At 67.0% G+C, this 16,314-nt stretch carries 14 protein-coding genes; 5 read left to right on the top strand and 9 right to left on the bottom strand.

What is annotated here, in order from left to right:
- The first annotated feature begins 3 nt into the window (after nucleotides 1-3).
- The 3 genes from BST42_RS24395 to BST42_RS24385 are packed head-to-tail and all read left to right on the top strand — an operon-like array spanning nucleotide 4 to nucleotide 4,498.
- A complete protein-coding gene (locus tag BST42_RS24395) occupies nucleotides 4-2,982 on the top strand; it encodes a bifunctional [glutamine synthetase] adenylyltransferase/[glutamine synthetase]-adenylyl-L-tyrosine phosphorylase (protein ID WP_110918754.1) in 2,979 nt (992 codons plus the stop codon).
- Between the two features lie 26 nt (nucleotides 2,983-3,008).
- Nucleotides 3,009-3,635: a PaaI family thioesterase gene (locus BST42_RS24390; protein ID WP_083121900.1), complete on the top strand. Its 627-nt coding sequence runs from the start codon at nucleotides 3,009-3,011 to the stop codon at nucleotides 3,633-3,635.
- A 2-nt stretch (nucleotides 3,636-3,637) separates the two neighbouring features.
- Complete coding sequence (locus BST42_RS24385) at nucleotides 3,638-4,498, top strand: TIGR03619 family F420-dependent LLM class oxidoreductase (RefSeq protein WP_083121948.1); 861 nt, start codon at nucleotides 3,638-3,640, stop codon at nucleotides 4,496-4,498.
- 389 nt (nucleotides 4,499-4,887) lie between these two features.
- Here BST42_RS24385 and BST42_RS24380 read toward each other — a convergent pair whose 3' ends face one another.
- From BST42_RS24380 to glnA, 3 genes are all read right to left on the bottom strand, one after another.
- Nucleotides 4,888-5,295: a DoxX family protein gene (locus BST42_RS24380; RefSeq protein ID WP_083121899.1), complete on the bottom strand. Its 408-nt coding sequence runs from the start codon at nucleotides 5,293-5,295 to the stop codon at nucleotides 4,888-4,890.
- Nucleotides 5,296-5,354: 59 nt separating this feature from the next.
- Nucleotides 5,355-5,759, bottom strand: coding sequence for a DoxX family protein (locus BST42_RS24375; RefSeq protein ID WP_083121898.1), 405 nt, complete (start codon nucleotides 5,757-5,759; stop codon nucleotides 5,355-5,357).
- Between the two features lie 120 nt (nucleotides 5,760-5,879).
- Nucleotides 5,880-7,316, bottom strand: a complete 1,437-nt coding sequence (glnA, locus tag BST42_RS24370; protein WP_036344627.1) for a type I glutamate--ammonia ligase — start codon at nucleotides 7,314-7,316, stop codon at nucleotides 5,880-5,882.
- Nucleotides 7,317-7,495: 179 nt separating this feature from the next.
- Between glnA and BST42_RS24365 the strand changes: the two genes are divergently transcribed.
- Together BST42_RS24365 and BST42_RS24360 are read left to right on the top strand one after the other, a co-directional pair.
- A complete protein-coding gene (locus tag BST42_RS24365; RefSeq protein WP_083121897.1) occupies nucleotides 7,496-7,960 on the top strand; it encodes an RDD family protein in 465 nt (154 codons plus the stop codon).
- A gap of 33 nt (nucleotides 7,961-7,993) precedes the next feature.
- Entirely contained in the window at nucleotides 7,994-9,274 is a 1,281-nt protein-coding gene (locus tag BST42_RS24360; protein ID WP_083121896.1) for an HNH endonuclease, read from the top strand.
- 1 nt (nucleotide 9,275) lies between these two features.
- Here BST42_RS24360 and BST42_RS24355 read toward each other — a convergent pair whose 3' ends face one another.
- Genes BST42_RS24355 through sucB form a run of 6 tightly spaced genes read right to left on the bottom strand, consistent with a single transcriptional unit; the run spans nucleotide 9,276 to nucleotide 16,189 of the window.
- Entirely contained in the window at nucleotides 9,276-11,072 is a 1,797-nt protein-coding gene (locus BST42_RS24355) for an amidohydrolase (RefSeq protein WP_083121895.1), read from the bottom strand.
- A 19-nt stretch (nucleotides 11,073-11,091) separates the two neighbouring features.
- The gene (locus BST42_RS24350; RefSeq protein WP_083121894.1) at nucleotides 11,092-11,844 is read right to left on the bottom strand and encodes a DUF4191 domain-containing protein; all 753 of its coding nucleotides are present in this window, start codon (nucleotides 11,842-11,844) and stop codon (nucleotides 11,092-11,094) included.
- A gap of 42 nt (nucleotides 11,845-11,886) precedes the next feature.
- Nucleotides 11,887-12,819: a lipoyl synthase gene (gene lipA / locus BST42_RS24345; RefSeq protein WP_083121893.1), complete on the bottom strand. Its 933-nt coding sequence runs from the start codon at nucleotides 12,817-12,819 to the stop codon at nucleotides 11,887-11,889.
- The gene (gene lipB, locus BST42_RS24340) at nucleotides 12,816-13,475 is read right to left on the bottom strand and encodes a lipoyl(octanoyl) transferase LipB (protein WP_083121892.1); all 660 of its coding nucleotides are present in this window, start codon (nucleotides 13,473-13,475) and stop codon (nucleotides 12,816-12,818) included. The genes lipA and lipB overlap by 4 nt, the downstream gene beginning before the upstream one ends.
- A 13-nt stretch (nucleotides 13,476-13,488) precedes the next feature.
- Complete coding sequence (locus BST42_RS24335) at nucleotides 13,489-14,409, bottom strand: TIGR01777 family oxidoreductase (RefSeq protein ID WP_083121891.1); 921 nt, start codon at nucleotides 14,407-14,409, stop codon at nucleotides 13,489-13,491.
- Between the two features lie 4 nt (nucleotides 14,410-14,413).
- Nucleotides 14,414-16,189: a 2-oxoglutarate dehydrogenase, E2 component, dihydrolipoamide succinyltransferase gene (gene sucB / locus BST42_RS24330; RefSeq protein ID WP_083121890.1), complete on the bottom strand. Its 1,776-nt coding sequence runs from the start codon at nucleotides 16,187-16,189 to the stop codon at nucleotides 14,414-14,416.
- Nucleotides 16,190-16,314: the final 125 nt, after the last annotated feature.

The raw sequence follows: 16,314 nt of genomic DNA, 5'->3' as shown, positions 1-16,314 counted from the left end.
GTCGTGCACGTGGCCAAACCAGCGACGCAGCGCCCGCGCGTACCCAGTGTGGGTCGGCTCGGTCTGGTCGAGCCATCTGCGGCTGCCGACCTGGCCAGGCTGGGCTGGGATACCGACGACCACGTCGAGCTGTTGTGGTCGCTGTCGCGTGCACCCGATTCTGACTCCGCCCTGCAGACGATGGTCCGGCTGGCCGATGCGCTGGATGACGACTGGCCACAGCTCAATTCCGCGCTGCTGAAGGATCGCGGTCTGCGCGGCCGGTTGTTCGCGGTGATCGGCTCGTCGCTGGCCTTGGGTGACCACCTGGTGGCCAACCCTCAGTCGTGGCACCTGCTCTCCGGTGACGTCACGCTGCCCGAGCCCGCCGAACTGCGGCGCCTGTTCGACGACCGCATCGCCGAATTCGGTACGGACCCAATGACGATCATGCCGGCGCTGCGCGTCCTCTATCGGGACCGGTTGCTGGTCCTGGCCGCCCTCGATACGGCCTCCACGGTGGAGAACGAGCCGGTGCCTGCGTTCTCCACGATCGGCGAACATCTGGCCGACATCGCCGACGCCGCCATGGGTGCTGCGCTGAAGGTGGCGAGCGCGACGGTGTGCAAGGACGGCGCTGAGCCACCGCGGCTTGCCGTCATCGCGATGGGCAAATGCGGTGCGCGCGAACTGAACTACGTCAGCGACGTCGACGTCATCTTCGTCGGTGAGGACGCCGATTCGGTGAGCACCCGGGTTGCCGGGGAGATGATCCGGCTGGCGTCGGACACCTTCTTCGAGGTCGACGCCGGCCTGCGGCCGGAAGGCAAGCAGGGCGCCCTGGTGCGGACCCTGGAATCGCACCTCGCGTACTACCAGCGCTGGGCCAAGACCTGGGAGTTCCAGGCACTGCTCAAAGCCAGGCCGGCGGTCGGGGACGCCGAGCTGGGGGAGCAGTACATGGCGGCCATCATGCCGATGGTGTGGAGTGCCTGCGAGCGTGAGGATTTCGTACCCGAGGTGCAGGCCATGCGGCGGCGGGTGGAGGCGCTGGTGCCTGCCGACCTCCGCGACCGCGAGATCAAGCTCGGGACGGGCGGGCTTCGTGACGTCGAATTCGCGGTCCAGCTCCTGCAATTGGTGCACGGGCGAACCGACGAGTCACTGCACGTCTCCTCGACCGTCCCCGCACTGGCGGCCTTGGCTGCCGGTGGCTATGTCGGGCGCGATGATGCCGCCAACCTGACTGCGTCGTACGAATTCCTGCGGCTGCTCGAACATCGACTGCAGTTGCAGCGTCTCAAGCGAACTCACACGCTGCCGCCGCCGGACGACGAGGAGTCGCTGCGCTGGCTGGCGCGGGCGGCACACATCCGGCCGGACGGCACCCACGATTCGCTGGGCGTGCTGCGCGAGGAGCTCAAGCGCCAGAACGTGCGGGTGTCGCGGTTGCACGCCAAGCTCTTCTATCAACCGCTGCTGGAATCGGTCGGCCCGTCGGTGGAAGGCCTTGCGGCAGGCTTGAGCCCGGAGGCCGCCGAACGGCAGCTGGCGGCGCTGGGGTACGAGGGCCCGCAGACCGCGTTGACCCACCTCAGTGCGCTGGTCAACCAGAGTGGCCGGCGCGGCCGGGTGCAGTCGGTGCTGTTGCCCCGGCTGCTGGACTGGTTGTCGGACACTCCCGATCCGGACCGGGGGCTGCTGGCCTATCGGCGGATCAGCGAGGCGATGGCCGAACAGCGTTGGTATCTGGCCACGTTGCGTGACGAGAGCGCGGTGGCCAAACGTCTGATGCGGGTGCTGGGAACGTCGGCCTACGTGCCGGAGCTGTTGATGCGGGCGCCGGAGGTCATTCAGCAGTACGCCGATGGTCCGTCCGGTCCCAAGCTGCTCGACGTCGACCCGGAGGTTGTCGGCCGGGCGTTGGTCGCATCCAGTGGCCGCCATGTCGATCCGATGCGGGCCATTGCGGCCGCGCGCACCTTGCGTCGCCGCGAGCTGGCGCGGGTGGCGTCGGCGGATCTGCTCGGCATGCTCGAGGTCCGCGAGGTCTGTGCGGCTCTGACCTCGGTCTGGGTGGCGGTGCTGCAGTCGGCGCTGGAGGCGGTGGTGCGGGCGAACACCCGTGACGGTGGTGAGGCGCTTGCCAAGATCGCGGTCATCGGGATGGGCCGGCTCGGGGGCAGGGAACTGGGTTACGGGTCGGACGCCGACGTGATGTTCGTCTGCGAGCCCGGTCCCGGCGTCGAGGAGTCCCGCGCCCTCAAATGGTCGGTGCTGATCGCCGAGCAGGTGCGCGCGCTGCTCGGAACCCCCAGTGCCGACCCGCCTTTGGAGGTCGACACCAACCTCCGGCCCGAAGGACGTCAGGGTCCGCTGGTGCGCACGCTGTCCTCGTACGAGGCGTACTACGCGCAGTGGGCGCAGCCATGGGAGGTCCAGGCGCTGCTGCGCGCGCACCCGGTCGCCGGTGATCTGGATCTGGGGCTGCGTTTCGTGTTGATGGCAGACAAGACCCGTTACCCGGCCGGCGGAGTGTCGGCCGAAGCGGTGCAGGAGATTCGGCGGGTCAAGGCACGGGTGGACGCCGAACGGCTGCCACGCGGCGCCGACCCCAACACCCACACCAAGCTCGGACGCGGCGGCCTGGCCGATGTCGAGTGGACCGTGCAGCTTCTGCAGCTGCGCCATGCCCACGAGGTTCCGTCGCTGCACAACACCTCGACGCTGGAGACGCTGGACGCGATCGGCGCCGCCGAACTGCTGGGCGAGGACGACGTCGATCTGTTGCGTCAGGCCTGGCTGACGGCGACCGCCGCGCGCAACGCGCTGGTTCTGGTCCGCGGCAAGCCGACCGACCAGCTGCCCGGGCCCGGACGGCAGCTCAACGCGGTCGCGGTGGCCGCGGGCTGGCACAACGACGACGGCGGAGAGTTTTTGGACAACTACCTGCGGGTGACACGGCGGGCAAAAGCCGTGGTGCTCAGGGTGTTCGGAAGTTAAGGGTCTGAGAAGTTAAGGGTCTGGGGATGGATTTCGAGTTTGGCGTGATCAGCGCCGACGAGCATGACCGGGTCGAGGCGTTGCACGAGCCGCTGGCGGAGGCGTTGCGCAGGCTCATCGACGCCAGCCTGCACAGCGGGGCCGACGCCGAGACGATTCAGCGGGCCCGGCAGACCATCGACGAGGTGAGCGAGATGCTCGAACGCACCCCGACCGACCGACCGCGGATATTGCGCCACGAGGAGTCCGGGCTTCCCGTGGTGTGGCGCAATCCGGCTGTCGGGCGGCACAATCCGCTCGCTCCGCCGATGATCACTCATCACGAGGACGGCAGGTGCTGGACCGAGTTCACTCTCGGGCCGGTGTACGAGGGGCCGCCCGGCTTGGTGCACGGCGGCATCTGCGCGCTGCTGCTCGACCAGCTCCTGGGCGAGGCCGCCACCAGTCAGCTCAGCAAGCCGAAGTTCACCGGCACGATCACGCTGAAATATCTGCGGGGCACACCGCTGGGACCGCTACGCGGTGAGGCGTGGCACGAACGAACCGAAGGCTACAAGACCTACGCTCGCGGGTTTCTCGCCGACGCACAGGGACCGACCGTGGAAGCAGAAGGAGTGTTCATCATGCCGGCGTGGGCGAGGGATGCGGGATGACTTTGAAATTTTATGTGAGCGTTGCGTTTCTGGAGACCCGCGAGATCGTCGAGATCGCGAAGGCCGCCGATGATCTGGGCTATGAGGGCCTCGGCATCCCAGACCATGTGGTGAACCTGGAAACGCTGTCCACCCCGTACCCGTACACGAAGAACGGCGAGCGACGCTGGCAGCCGTTCACCGACTGGCCAGACCCGTGGGTGCTGGTCGGTGCGCTGGCGCAGGCCACGCAGCAGATCAAGTTTGTGACGACGGTGTACATCCCCGGGATGCGCGATCCGTATTCGGCGGCCAAATCCATTGGCACTGCGGCATATCTGGCCGATGGCAGGGTGGAACTCGGCATCGGCGTCGGTTGGTGCGAAGAAGAGTTCACCCTGATGGGTCAGCAGTTCGCCAAGCGCGGCAAGCGAACCGACGAGATGATCGAGCTGATGCGCGCGCTGTGGCAGCCGGGCTGGACCGAGTTCGACGGCGAGTTCTACAAGACTCCTCGGCTGGAGATGATGCCGACCCCGCCGCACATCCCGATCTACAGCGGGGGACTGTCTGACATCGCGCTGCGGCGAGCGGCGCGGCTCGACGGTTGGATCGGCGACCTGATCAGCCTGGACCAGGCGATCTTGCGGGTCGACAAGCTACGCGAGCTGCGTGCCGAAAACGGGCTCGGCATGGACGGTTACGAGATCCTGACCCCGTTGACCGACGCGTTCACGATTCCGCACTACGAGCGCGCCGCGGCAGCGGGCATCACCGGCATCGTGACGATGCCGTGGATGTTCTACTCCGGGCCCGACGCGTCGACTGCCGACAAGATCGACGGGATGCGGCGCTTCCGTAAGGATTTGGCGCTCGACGCCTAGCTCGCCCCGTCGGGATCCTTTGGCTCGTGCAGCACCGCCAGGATCTCGCCGATGCGATGGCCACGTTCGACGGGATGCCGCAAGGGCCGATCGGCCCGGATGCGGTAGTAATTGCGCCGCCCCTCGCGGAGCCGGTCCAGATAACCGGCCTCGACCCTCGGGCTGCCGCGCTATGCGCGCCGCGATAAGGGCGTGGGACGACGCGGTGATTCCCGAGGGTGCCACCCGGATCGCTGTCCAGATCGCCCATCATCGCCCAGCGGATCGATGCGGGAAAGTGCGGCATTGTCTGTGCGACAACCGATCCGGTGAACGGCCGGCTGCGCACCTACGCAACCATCGGACCGGTTGGTGAGGTGCCCGACACGCTACTGGAATGCGTGTGACGGCTACGCCGAACGTCGGCGGCGAACGGTATCGACTGCATAGGTTCCGCCGCCGGTGAACACCAGCAGCAGGAATCCGAAGCAATAGAGCACGGAGAGTTCGCCGCTGTTGGTCAGCGGTATCCAACCGTCGGGGAAATGCATGGTGAAGTAGGTGAAAGCCATTGTGCCGGAGGCAATGAATGCCGCGATCCGGGTGAACAGTCCGGTCGCGACAAGGACGCCCGTCGCGAACTCGATTACACCGCCATAGAAGTCGGGCCATACGCCGATTGCAGCCGCTGGGCCGCTGGGCCAGCCGAACAACAGGCTGGTTCCGTGCAAGGAGAACAGCAACCCGAAGACTGCGCGGAACAGACTGATCACTGCATCGGAGTACGAACTGAGGCGGGCGTCCAGGTTTTCAGCCATGAGGGCGACCTTACTAGCCGTTGTCGGCCAGGCTAATTGGCCAATCGGTCAAATAAACCTCAGTGCCGCCTGCGTACCGCGTCGAGCGCGTATGCGCCGGCGCCGGTGAACACCAACAGGAAGAAGGCGAAGCAGTAGAGCACGGAGAGTTCGCCCTTGTTGGTCATCGGAATCCACCCGGTGGGGAGGTGTTGGGTGAAGTACGCGACGGCCATCTCGCCGGAGGCAATGAATGCGGCGATTCGGGTGAAGAGTCCGAGGGTGATGAGGATGCCCGCAACCAGTTCGATGATGCCGGCAAAAAATCCTGGCCAGGCACCGATCTCGGCGGCGGGGCCACCGGTGGGCCAGCCGAAGAGCCAATTCGCGCCGTGGCAGGTATAGAGCAGTCCGAAGACCACCCGGAACAGACTGAGAACTGCCGGGGAGTAGGTGTTGAGGCGAGTCTCCAAGGCTTGAGGCATAGCACTGACCATACTATTCGGACTACGGTCCGGATAGGTGTCCCTCGTTAACTCTCAACGAAGGAGCCCACCCGCCCCGGAAGGGGTGAGTGGGCTCCGTCGTCTTACCGCGGCGTCGATCTAGACGTCGTAGTACAGCGCGAACTCGTACGGGTGAGGCCGGATCTGAACGGGCATGATCTCGTTCTCACGCTTGTAGGAGATCCACGTCTCGATCAGGTCGGTCGTGAAAACGCCACCCTCGGTGAGGTATTCGTGATCGGCCTCGAGACGGTCGATGACCGCCGACAGGGAGGTCGGCGCCTGCGGGATATTGGCGGCCTCTTCCGGCGGAAGCTCGTAGAGGTCCTTGTCGACCGGCGTCTGCGGCTCGATCTTCTTCTTGATGCCGTCCAGGCCGGCCATCATCATCGCCGCGAACGCCAGGTACGGGTTGCCCGAGCTGTCCGGCGCGCGGAACTCGAGGCGCTTGGCCTTCGGGTTGTTGCCGGTGATCGGGATACGCACCGCGGCCGACCGGTTGCGCTGGCTGTACACCAGGTTGATCGGGGCCTCGTAGCCCGGCACCAGGCGCTTGTAGGAGTTCACCGTGGGGTTGGTGAACGCCAGCAGCGACGGCGCGTGGTGCAGGATGCCGCCGATGTAGTGACGTGCGATGTCCGACAGGCCGGCGTAGCCCGACTCGTCGTGGAACAACGGCTTGCCGTCCTTCCACAGCGACTGGTGCACGTGCATGCCCGAACCGTTGTCACCGAACAGCGGCTTCGGCATGAACGTGACGGTCTTACCGGCCGCCCACGCCGTGTTCTTGACGATGTACTTGAACAACAGCACGTCGTCGGCCGCATGCAGCAGCGTGTTGAACTTGTAGTTGATCTCGGCCTGCCCGGCGGTGCCCACCTCGTGGTGGCCGCGCTCGATCGTGAAGCCGGCGTTCTGCAGGTTGGTGGTGATGTCGTCGCGCAGGTCGACGTAGTGGTCGTACGGCGCCACCGGGAAGTAGCCGCCCTTCGGGCGCACCTTGTAACCACGGTTGGCCGAGCCGTCGGCCTCGAAGGGCTCGCCGGAGTTCCACCAGCCGGACTCGGAGTCGACCTCGTAGAAGGTGCCGTTGATCTTCGAGTCGAAGCTCACCGAGTCGAAGATGTAGAACTCGGCCTCGGCGCCGAAGTAGGCGGTGTCGGCGATACCGGTGCTGATCAGGTAGTTCTCCGCCTTGCGGGCCACGTTGCGCGGGTCGCGCGAGTAGGCCTCACGGGTGAACGGATCGTGCACGAAGAAGTTGAGGTTGAGTGTCTTGGCGGCACGGAACGGGTCGATGCGTGCGGTGACGGGGTCCGGAAGCAGCAACATGTCGGACTCGTGGATCGACTGGAAACCGCGCACCGACGATCCGTCGAACGCCAGGCCGTCCTCGAAGACGCTCTCGTCGAACGCTGAGGCGGGGATCGAGAAGTGCTGGACAACGCCAGGCAGATCGCAGAACCGGATGTCGACGTACTCGACTTTTTGGTCCTTGATCAGCTTGAACAGGTCGTCAGCTGTCTTTTCTGCCACTTACTAACTCCTTCGGTGCAGCCGGTTTGACGCAGATATCGGCACGTGGGTTTGTTAACCCGCGGCTGACGCTATGGATCTGATGTTGCACGGTCGTCAAGCTCATGTTGCGCCGACGTTACGCAATGGACCTGCGGCGCTGGACAGGGGGATGCCGGTAGTCCGCATATTCTGGGGCCATGGCACGCGAACTCGGATCTTGGCTGTCCGGACCCGAACCGGTAAAGCCGGGCGACGACGCCGGGTGGCCGGGCGAGGAGTTGGGCCTGCCGGAATCCGGGCCTCGTTCCCTGGCGCGGATGGGCCGGCGATTCCTTGCGCTGCTGATCGACTGGCTGATCGGTTACGGGCTGGCGGCGCTCGGGATGTCGCTGGGACTGATCAGTGTCTCGGTGCTGTCGACCGCCGTCCTGGCCATCTGGTTCGTGCTGGGCGTGCTGTCGGTGCGGCTGTTCGGGTTCACCCCGGGGCAGTACGCGCTCGGGTTGATGGTGATCCCGGTCGACAACCGCCAGCACGTCGGCAGTGGCCGGGCGATCGCGCGAGGCCTGTTGCTCGCCTTGGTGATCCCGGGACTGTTCACCGACGCCGACGGGCGCGGGCTGCAGGACCGCCTGACGATGACGGCGGTCGTCCGGCGCTGACTCCTGTCGGGGGTCGATGGCATACTCGAACACATGTTCGATGAACTGTTGGATATCGACCCGGCTGACCAATCGGCGATGGTCCAGGGGATCGCGGAGCTGGAGCGGCTCAAAGCCGCGGTGGCGGCGGGGCAGGCGCGGTTGACGGCCGCGCTGGATGCCGCCCGCAGGTCGGCGGAGGAGGCGGCTGGGGTTCCGTTTCGGAAACGGGGCCGGGGCCTCGCTTCTGAGGTGGCACTGGCCCGGCGTGATTCGCCGTCCCGCGGCGGGCAGCATCTCGGCTTCGCCAAGGCCCTCGTCTATGAGATGCCGCATACGTTGGCTGCGCTCGAACGTGGGGTGTTGTCGGAATGGCGGGCCACGATCGTGGTGCGGGAGTCGGCGTGCCTGGACGTCGAGGATCGTCGGCGGCTTGATTCCGAATTGTGTTCGGATTCCGACGCGTTGCTGGGTGTGGGCGACGCGGCTCTGGGGGCGAAGGCGAAAGCGATCGCCTACCGGCTGGACCCGCATGCCGTCGTTGACCGGGCCGCGAAGGCTGAAGCCGAACGCACGGTCACGACTCGTCCGGCGCCGGATGCGATGACGTATGTGACGGCCTTGTTGCCGGTCGCTCAAGGTGTTTCGGTGTATGCCGCGCTCAAGAGAGAGGCCGATCTCTGCGCTGACGCGCGCTCACGGGGACAGGTCATGGCCGACACGCTGGTCGAGCGGGTGACCGGGCGGCCGGCTGACGAGCCCGTGCCGATGACGGTGAACCTGGTGGTCTCCGATCAAATGCTGCTCGGCGCCGAGCAGGGTGCGGCGGTGATCGCCGGTTACGGCTCAGTTCCCTCGGCGGTGGCTCAGAAGATGATCATGGACACGGTCACCGATGAGCGGTCGCGCGCCACGTTGCGTCGGCTCTACGCAAACCCGGACAGCGGTGCGCTGGTCGCCATGGACTCGCGGTCGCGGTTGTTCCCGAAAGGCTTGGCGGACTTCATCGAATTGCGGGATCAGCGGTGCCGAACCCCATACTGCGACGCGCCGATTCGGCACCACGACCATGCGGTACCGCACTCCCGCGGCGGGGCCACCAGCGCGGAGAACGGGCAGGGATTGTGTGAGGCGTGCAACTACGCCAAGGAAGCGCCTGGTTGGCGGGTGACCGCCGGTGTCGGCGAAAATGGCACGCACACAACGGAATTGATGACGCCAACCGGGGCGCACTACCATTCCGCCGCGCCACCGATGCCTGGCACGCCGAAGATTCCGCGGAGCTCCGCGGAGGTCTACCTCAACGGCCAGTTGCTGCAGGTGATCGCCGCCTGAGCTACACCTGGTGGCGGACCTGTCCGTTCATCATCGTCATCGTGACGGCCGCACGGTGGATGTCGTGCGGGTCGATCTCGAAGATGTTGGAATCCAACACAATCAGATCGGCACGCTTGCCCACCTCGACCGAGCCGACTTTATCGTCGAGCCGGATCTGGTAGGCGGCGCCCATCGTGTTGGCGTGTACGGCCTCGGCGACGCTGAGCTTCTGATCGGCCGGGGCCAGCACGGGCGCGTCGGGCTGACCGATCAGCTGGCGGGTCACCCCGATCTGGATGGAATCGAGCGGCTTGTAGGTGGAGAAGTAGCCGGCCGCGGGCCAGTCGGTGCCCAGCGAGATCCGGCCGCCGGACCGCAGGATGTCCTGCGCGCGGTAGAACAGCTCCTGACGAGGTTGGCCGTATCGCGCCGCCATGTTCTGCATGGTGTCCGGATCGGCCGACATCCAGTTGGCCGAAAACTGGCCGGTCACACCGAGTTTGCCGAACCGCTGACTGTCGGGATCCTGCACGTACACCAGATGGGCGATGGTGTGCCTGCGGTCACGCGGCGGATTGACGGCGATCGCCGCCTCGATCGCATCCAGCGCTGTGCGAGCGGTGCGCTCACCGCAGGCATGCACATGCACATCGAAGCCGGCCGCGTCGACCTCGCGAACCAGCTGGCGCCACTGTTCTTCGGTGAACGGCGAGCCGCCGATCGAATCCGGTTTGTCCGCATACGGCTCGATCAGCCACGCGGTATATCCACCCTGGGTGCCGTCGCCGATGATCTTCACCGCGCCGACGGTCACCAGTTCCGTCGAGACCCTGTCGCGGATATCGGTCAGCTTCGCCACCGCGTCGTCGACCGGTGGGGCTTTCACGCTGTACGACGCGACGACCCGGAACGGCAGCCCGCCACGCCGCTCCAGATCGGTGTACAGCGCGATCAGTGCGCCCTGATCCTCGCCGATCGGCGGCACGCCGGCATCGAAGACCGAGGTGATGCCGGCCGCCGAGGCCTTCGGCAGCCAGGACTCCAGCAGTGTCTGCATCGAGTGCGGCGAGATCGGATCGACGGCGTTGACCAGGCTCAGCACCGCGTCGACTTCGAGGAGGTACCCGGTGGGATCGCCGTGCTCGTCACGGACGTAATAACTGAACCCGGGAATCGGGTCCGGGGTATCGCGGCCTACGCCGGCGATCTGAAGGGCCTTGCTGTTGGCCCACATGCTGTGGCCGTCAATGGCGAAGAAGAACCCTGGCCGGTCCGGCAGCACCCGGTCCAGCTCCTGGCGGGTGGGCCCGTCCGGCCCGAACATGTCCACGCGCCAACCGAATCCGCGCACGGGGCCATCAGGGTGCGCAGTCGCGTACGCGGCGATCGCGGCCAGCGCGTCCGCCCCGGTGGGGACCTGCAGGTCGACCCCACTGGTCAAAAACGAGCCGAGGAACGGATGGATGTGGCCCTCGACGAACCCCGGCAGCATCAGGTCGCCGTTGAGGTCGACGACGCGGGTGTCCGGTCCTTCCAGTGCCGCCGCGCCTTCGTCGTCGCCCACGTAGGAGATGGTGTCGCCGGTGACCGCCACCGCCTGCGCCCACGGATGGGCGGGCGACACGGTGTAGATCCGGCCGCCGCGGAACACCACATCGGCGAACCTCGTCGCGCCCGTCGCGGGTTGTTTGTCGCCGCAGGCGGCCGCCGCCGTCGCGACCGCTGTCACCGCAGCCGCACGCAACGCGGTCCGCCGTGTCAGAACCCCCGAGCCCAGCGCACTGAAATGCGGCGCCCACTCACAAGCAGTACAGATGACATCCCCCCGAAACTGGTCAGCGCCTGCGTACGGTGCGTTGCACGCCCTTCATCTTGGCCTGTGCGGGCAGCGGGCCCTTGGGCATCGCGGCCGGACCCATCCGAGAACCCAAGGCGACGAGCTTGGACTCCAGTGAATCCATCTGCTTGACAGTGATGTTGGCGGGCAGCTTGGTCAGATGCCGCTCCAGCTTCGACAGTGGGACCTCGCCCTCGCCGTTGCCGACGATCACGTCGTAGATCGGGATGTCGCCGATCAGTCGCGCGGTGCGCTTCTTCTCCTGCGCCAGCAGCGGCCGGACCCGCGCCGGGGAACCCTCGGCGACGAAGATCACGCCCGGCCGGCCGATCACCCGGTGCACGGCGTCGAAATGGCCGGTGGCCGCAACTCCCGGCGTCACCCGCCACTTGCCGCGCAGGTTGTCCAGCGCCCATGCCGCGGCACCCGTCTGCCCCTCGGCCTTGCGGAACACCGATTTCTGCGCGCGCCTGCCGAAGATGATGAACGCCACGAGGGCGCCCAGCACGACGCCGAGCACGATCAGCAGGTACAGCGTGATCCCGCCGGCCAGCACGCCGCCGGCCACCGAAGCGGCCACGATCAGCACGAACGCGCCGATCATGTAGGGGAGCAGTCGCTTGTCTTCCTTGCGCTGCATCTGGAACGCCTGCCACAACTGGCTGCGGCGCTGCTTGGCTGCGGCCTTGCTGGCGGCCTTCGCCTCGGCCTTGGCTGCCTTGTTCTCGGCAGCGTTACGGGTTTTCGCCATAACTACCAAGAATACGGAACGGCGATCAGCGGTAAGCCGCGGTCACCGGGATAGCTTGTGCGCATCCGCGGCCTGCTGGTACAGCCGGCCGGCCCGATAGGAGGACCGGACCAACGGGCCGGACAGCACCCCGGCGAAGCCCAGCCCCTCGGCGTATTCAGCCAGCGCGACGAACTCCTCGGGCTTGACCCAGCGCTCCACCGGATGATGACGCACCGACGGCCGCAGGTACTGGGTGATCGTGACGATGTCGCAGCCCGCGCCGTGCAGATCGGCGAGCGCGGTGTGCACCTCGTCGATGGTTTCACCCATGCCGAGGATCAGGTTGCTCTTGGTGACCAGACGCGCCGCGCGGGCAGCCGTCAGGACATCGAGGCTGCGCTGGTAGCGGAACGCCGGGCGGATCCTCTTGAAGATCCGCGGCACCGTTTCCACGTTGTGCGCGAACACTTCTGGGCGCGAGTCGAACACCTCACGCAGCAGGGCGGGCTCGCCGTTGAAGTCCGGGGCCAACAGTTCGACGCCGGTGGCCGGGTTGAGCTCCTTGATGGCGCGGACCGTCTCGGCGTACAGCCACGCCCCGCCGTCGGGCAGGTCGTCACGGGCCACGCCCGTCACCGTCGCGTAGCGCAGCCCCATCGCGGCCACACTCTCGGCCACCCGGCGCGGCTCGTCGCGATCCAGTTCGGCGGGCTTACCCGTGTCGATCTGGCAGAAATCGCAGCGGCGCGTGCACTGCTCACCGCCGATCAGGAACGTCGCTTCCCGGTCTTCCCAGCACTCGAAGATGTTGGGACAGCCCGCTTCCTCGCATACGGTGTGCAACCCCTCGCGGCGCACCAGGCTCTTCAGCGCGGTGTACTCGGGACCCATGCGCGCACGGGTCTTGATCCACGGGGGCTTGCGCTCGATCGGGGTCTCGGCATTGCGGACCTCCAGGCGCAGCAGCTTGCGGCCTTCCGGTTCAATGCTCACGACGTCAAGCTTACGGGCAGGCGACCGTCGAGGGCGTCGCTCACCGCGTCGGCGACCCGGGTACGAACGTCCTCGACACCGACGTGACGGCCGAGTTCAGCGCTCAGCGAAGTCACCCCGGCATCGGAGATTCCGCACGGCACGATCGCCGAGTACGCGCCAAGGTCGCAGTCACAGTTCAGGGCGAAACCGTGCAGCGTGGTTCCGCGAGCCACCCGAATCCCGATCGCGGCGATCTTGCGGGTTCGTTGCACCCACACACCGGAGCGACCCTCGACCCGGCCGGTCTCCAAGCCCAATCCGGCGCATACCGAGATCAGCGATTCCTCAAGGCGCCGAACATAATTCACCACATCCAACGGCTCGGCCAGCCCGATCACCGGATACCCGACCAGCTGGCCGGGGCCATGCCAGGTGATCTTGCCGCCACGGTCGGTGTCGACGACGGGCGTGCCATCCATCGGTCGCTCGTGGGCTTCGGTCCGCTTACCCGCGGTGTACACCGCCGGGTGTTCCAGCAGCAGCATCGTGTCGGGCCCGCCGGCCACCCGGGCATCGGCCAACTCGCGTTGCATCTGCCACGCGTCCTGGTAGTCGACGCTGCCCAGCTGGCGCACCCGCATGCCGGCTGAGCTCGATCGAATGGATTCCCGCACCCAATCGACGCTACTACCCCTGAGCGGACGTCGTGGCGTAGGCCAGCGCCTCGCCGATGGTGTTGTGGTGGAAGACGAACCCGGCCCGTTCCAGGGCGGCGGGGATCGCCCGCTGACCGTAGAGAAGCCCCTCGTCGGCGAACTCGCCCAGCAGGGTCCGCAGGGCGAACCCGGGCACCAGCAGCGGCGTCGGCCGGTTCAACGCCCGGCCCAGCGCGGCGGTGAACTCCGAATTGGTCACCGGAGCCGGTCCGGTGAAGTTCACCGGACCCGACAGGTCGCTGTTGTTGATCGCGAACAGCAACGCGCGGATCTCGTCTTCGAGACTTATCCACGGCATGTATTGCCTGCCGTTGCCGATCCGTGCGCCCAACCCGAGGCTGAACAGCGGCCGCAGCCGGGCCAACACGCCGCCGCCGGGGGAGAGCACCAGTCCGGAGCGGGCGAGCACCACCCGGGCGCCGGCATCTTCGGCGGCCAGCGCCGCGGCCTCCCAGTCGATACAGAGCCGGGCCAGGAATCCGCCTCCGGCAGGGGCGGTTTCGTCGACGACCTGGCTGCCGGTGTTGCCGTAATACCCCACCGCGCTGGCGTTGATCAGCGTCGGCACCCCGGCGTCGGCGACGGCCGCGGCGATCACCTCGGTGGGGCCGATGCGGCTGTCGCGCAGGCTCTGTTTGAACGAACCCGACCACCGTTTGTCGCCCACGTTGACGCCGCAGAGGTTGATCACCGCGTCGACGCCCTCCAGGCCGGACGGATCGAACTCGCCGCTGTCGGGATTCCAGTGCAGCTCGTCGCCGTTGGCCGGCGCCCGGCGCACGATGCGCAGCACCCGATGGTCGGCGGCGCGCAGCGCCGACACCAAAGCCGAGCCGATCAGGCCGGAGGAACCGGCGATCGCGACGACGAGCCCGCCCATTGGTTGGCTCATCGCGTCACAACCCCAGGTCGGCCTCGAATGCCCCTTCTTCGAGACGCCGCTTGACGGTGGTCAGGAATCGGCCGGCATCCGCGCCGTCGATCAGCCGGTGATCGTAGGTCAGCGGCAGGTAGCAGATGGAACGCACGCCGATCGACTCGTTGCCGAGCTCGTCGACGATCACCCGCGGCCGTTTGACGATCGCACCGGTGCCCAGCATCGCCGCCTGCGGCGGCACCAGGATCGGGGTGTCGAACAGCGCGCCCTGGCTGCCGATGTTGGTGATGGTGAATGTGCCGCCGGACAGCTCGTCAGGCTTGAGGTTGCCGCTGCGAGCCCGGTCGGCGATGTCGTGGATAGCGCGGGCCAGCCCGGCCAGCGACAGGTCGCCGGCGTTGTGCACCACCGGCGAGAGCAAGCCCTGCTCGGTGTCCACCGCGAAGCCGAGGTTCTCGGCGTCGTAGTAGGTGATCTCCTTGGTGTCCTCGTTGTAGCTGGCGTTGATGTTCGGGTGCGCCTTGAGCGAGTCGATCACCGCGCGGGCGATGAACGGCAGGTAGGTCAGGTTGACCCCTTCGCGCTCGGCGAAGCTCGTCTTCGCCTTGGCCCGCAGCGCCACGATCTTGGTCATGTCGACCTCGTGGGTCTGGGTCAACTGCGCGGTGGTCTGCAGCGACTCGCGGGTCTTCTTGGCGGTGATCTGCCGAATCCGGTTGGCCTTCTGCGTCGTGCCGCGCAGATGTGCCAGCGGCGACGGTGCCGCCGCGGCAGCCGGGGCGGGTGCGGACGGTGCGTCAGCCGCGGGCGCGGCCGGTGCGGCCGGCGCCTTCTTGGCCTCCGCTGCAGCCAACACATCCTGCTTGCGGATGCGTCCGCCGACACCGGTGCCCTTCACGCCGGCGAGATCGATCCCGTTCTCGGCAGCCAGCTTTCGCACCAACGGCGTGACGTAGGGGCTCCCGTCGGCGGCATCGCCCTCCTCGGCGGCGGCCGGTGCCGGGGCCTGCTTGGGTTCGGGCTTTGGCTCGGGCTTGGGTTCCGGTTTCGGTTCGGGCTTGGGCTCGGCCTTCGGTTCCGGCTTGGGCTCGGGCTTGGGTTCCGGTTTCGGCTCGGGCTTGGGTTCGGGCTTCGACTCGGCCTGCGGTGCGGCGTCGGCGTCGCCGATCTTGGCCAGCTCGCCACCGACGGCAACGGTGTCGTCCTCTTCAGCGGTGATCGACAGCAGGGTGCCTGCCACGGGCGACGGGATCTCGGTGTCGACCTTGTCGGTGGACACCTCGACCAGCGGCTCGTCGACCTCGACGGAATCGCCGACCTTCTTCAACCACCGGGTCACCGTGCCCTCGGTGACCGACTCGCCGAGTTCGGGCATCGTGACCGACGTCGCCGAACCCGACGACGCCGAGGATCCCGACGACTGTGCGGGCTCGGGCTCGGGCTCGGGCTCGGGCTCCGGTTCCGGTTCCGGCTCCGGCTCGGGCTCCGATTCGGTCTCCTCGCTGGCCGTCTCGGGCTGGGCCGCAGGCTCCTCGGCGGGCGATTCAGATTCCTCGCCGGCCTCGCCGATCACCGCGAGCTCGCCGCCGACCTCGACGGTGTCGTCTTCCTGGGCAACGATCTTCGTGAGCACACCGGACGCGGGAGCGGGGATCTCCGTGTCGACCTTGTCGGTGGACACCTCGAGCAGAGGTTCGTCGACCTCAACGGTGTCGCCCTCTTGCTTCAGCCACCGGGTGACGGTCCCCTCGGTGACGCTCTCACCGAGTGCCGGCATCTGGACGGAGACGGCCATTGTGTTGACTCCCTCGAACGGTCAGTCGTGCGGGTCGGACTTCTGGCATACCACAGCGTCGTGTACCCATCCTGTCATTGCCGGGCCACCCACACGCACTCAGGGCGACGTGTGATTTCTCTGGC

Source organism: Mycolicibacterium rhodesiae (assembly GCF_002086695.1).
In the GTDB taxonomy this organism is placed as follows: Bacteria; Actinomycetota; Actinomycetes; order Mycobacteriales; family Mycobacteriaceae; genus Mycobacterium; species Mycobacterium rhodesiae.
Note: the sequence above shows the minus strand (reverse complement) of the source record. Positions and strands in the feature narration are given on the sequence as shown.

What these genes read in the sequence shown, in the direction of transcription:
- sucB (WP_083121890.1), bottom strand. Translation starts at nt 16,189, where the DNA reads ATGGCCGTCTCCGTCCAGATGCCGGCACTCGGTGAGAGCGTCACCGAG.
- BST42_RS24390 (WP_083121900.1), top strand. Translation starts at nt 3,009, where the DNA reads ATGGATTTCGAGTTTGGCGTGATCAGCGCCGACGAGCATGACCGGGTC.
- BST42_RS24335 (WP_083121891.1), bottom strand. Translation starts at nt 14,409, where the DNA reads ATGAGCCAACCAATGGGCGGGCTCGTCGTCGCGATCGCCGGTTCCTCC.
- BST42_RS24380 (WP_083121899.1), bottom strand. Translation starts at nt 5,295, where the DNA reads ATGGCTGAAAACCTGGACGCCCGCCTCAGTTCGTACTCCGATGCAGTG.
- BST42_RS24350 (WP_083121894.1), bottom strand. Translation starts at nt 11,844, where the DNA reads ATGGCGAAAACCCGTAACGCTGCCGAGAACAAGGCAGCCAAGGCCGAG.
- BST42_RS24360 (WP_083121896.1), top strand. Translation starts at nt 7,994, where the DNA reads ATGTTCGATGAACTGTTGGATATCGACCCGGCTGACCAATCGGCGATG.
- BST42_RS24375 (WP_083121898.1), bottom strand. Translation starts at nt 5,759, where the DNA reads ATGCCTCAAGCCTTGGAGACTCGCCTCAACACCTACTCCCCGGCAGTT.
- BST42_RS24365 (WP_083121897.1), top strand. Translation starts at nt 7,496, where the DNA reads ATGGCACGCGAACTCGGATCTTGGCTGTCCGGACCCGAACCGGTAAAG.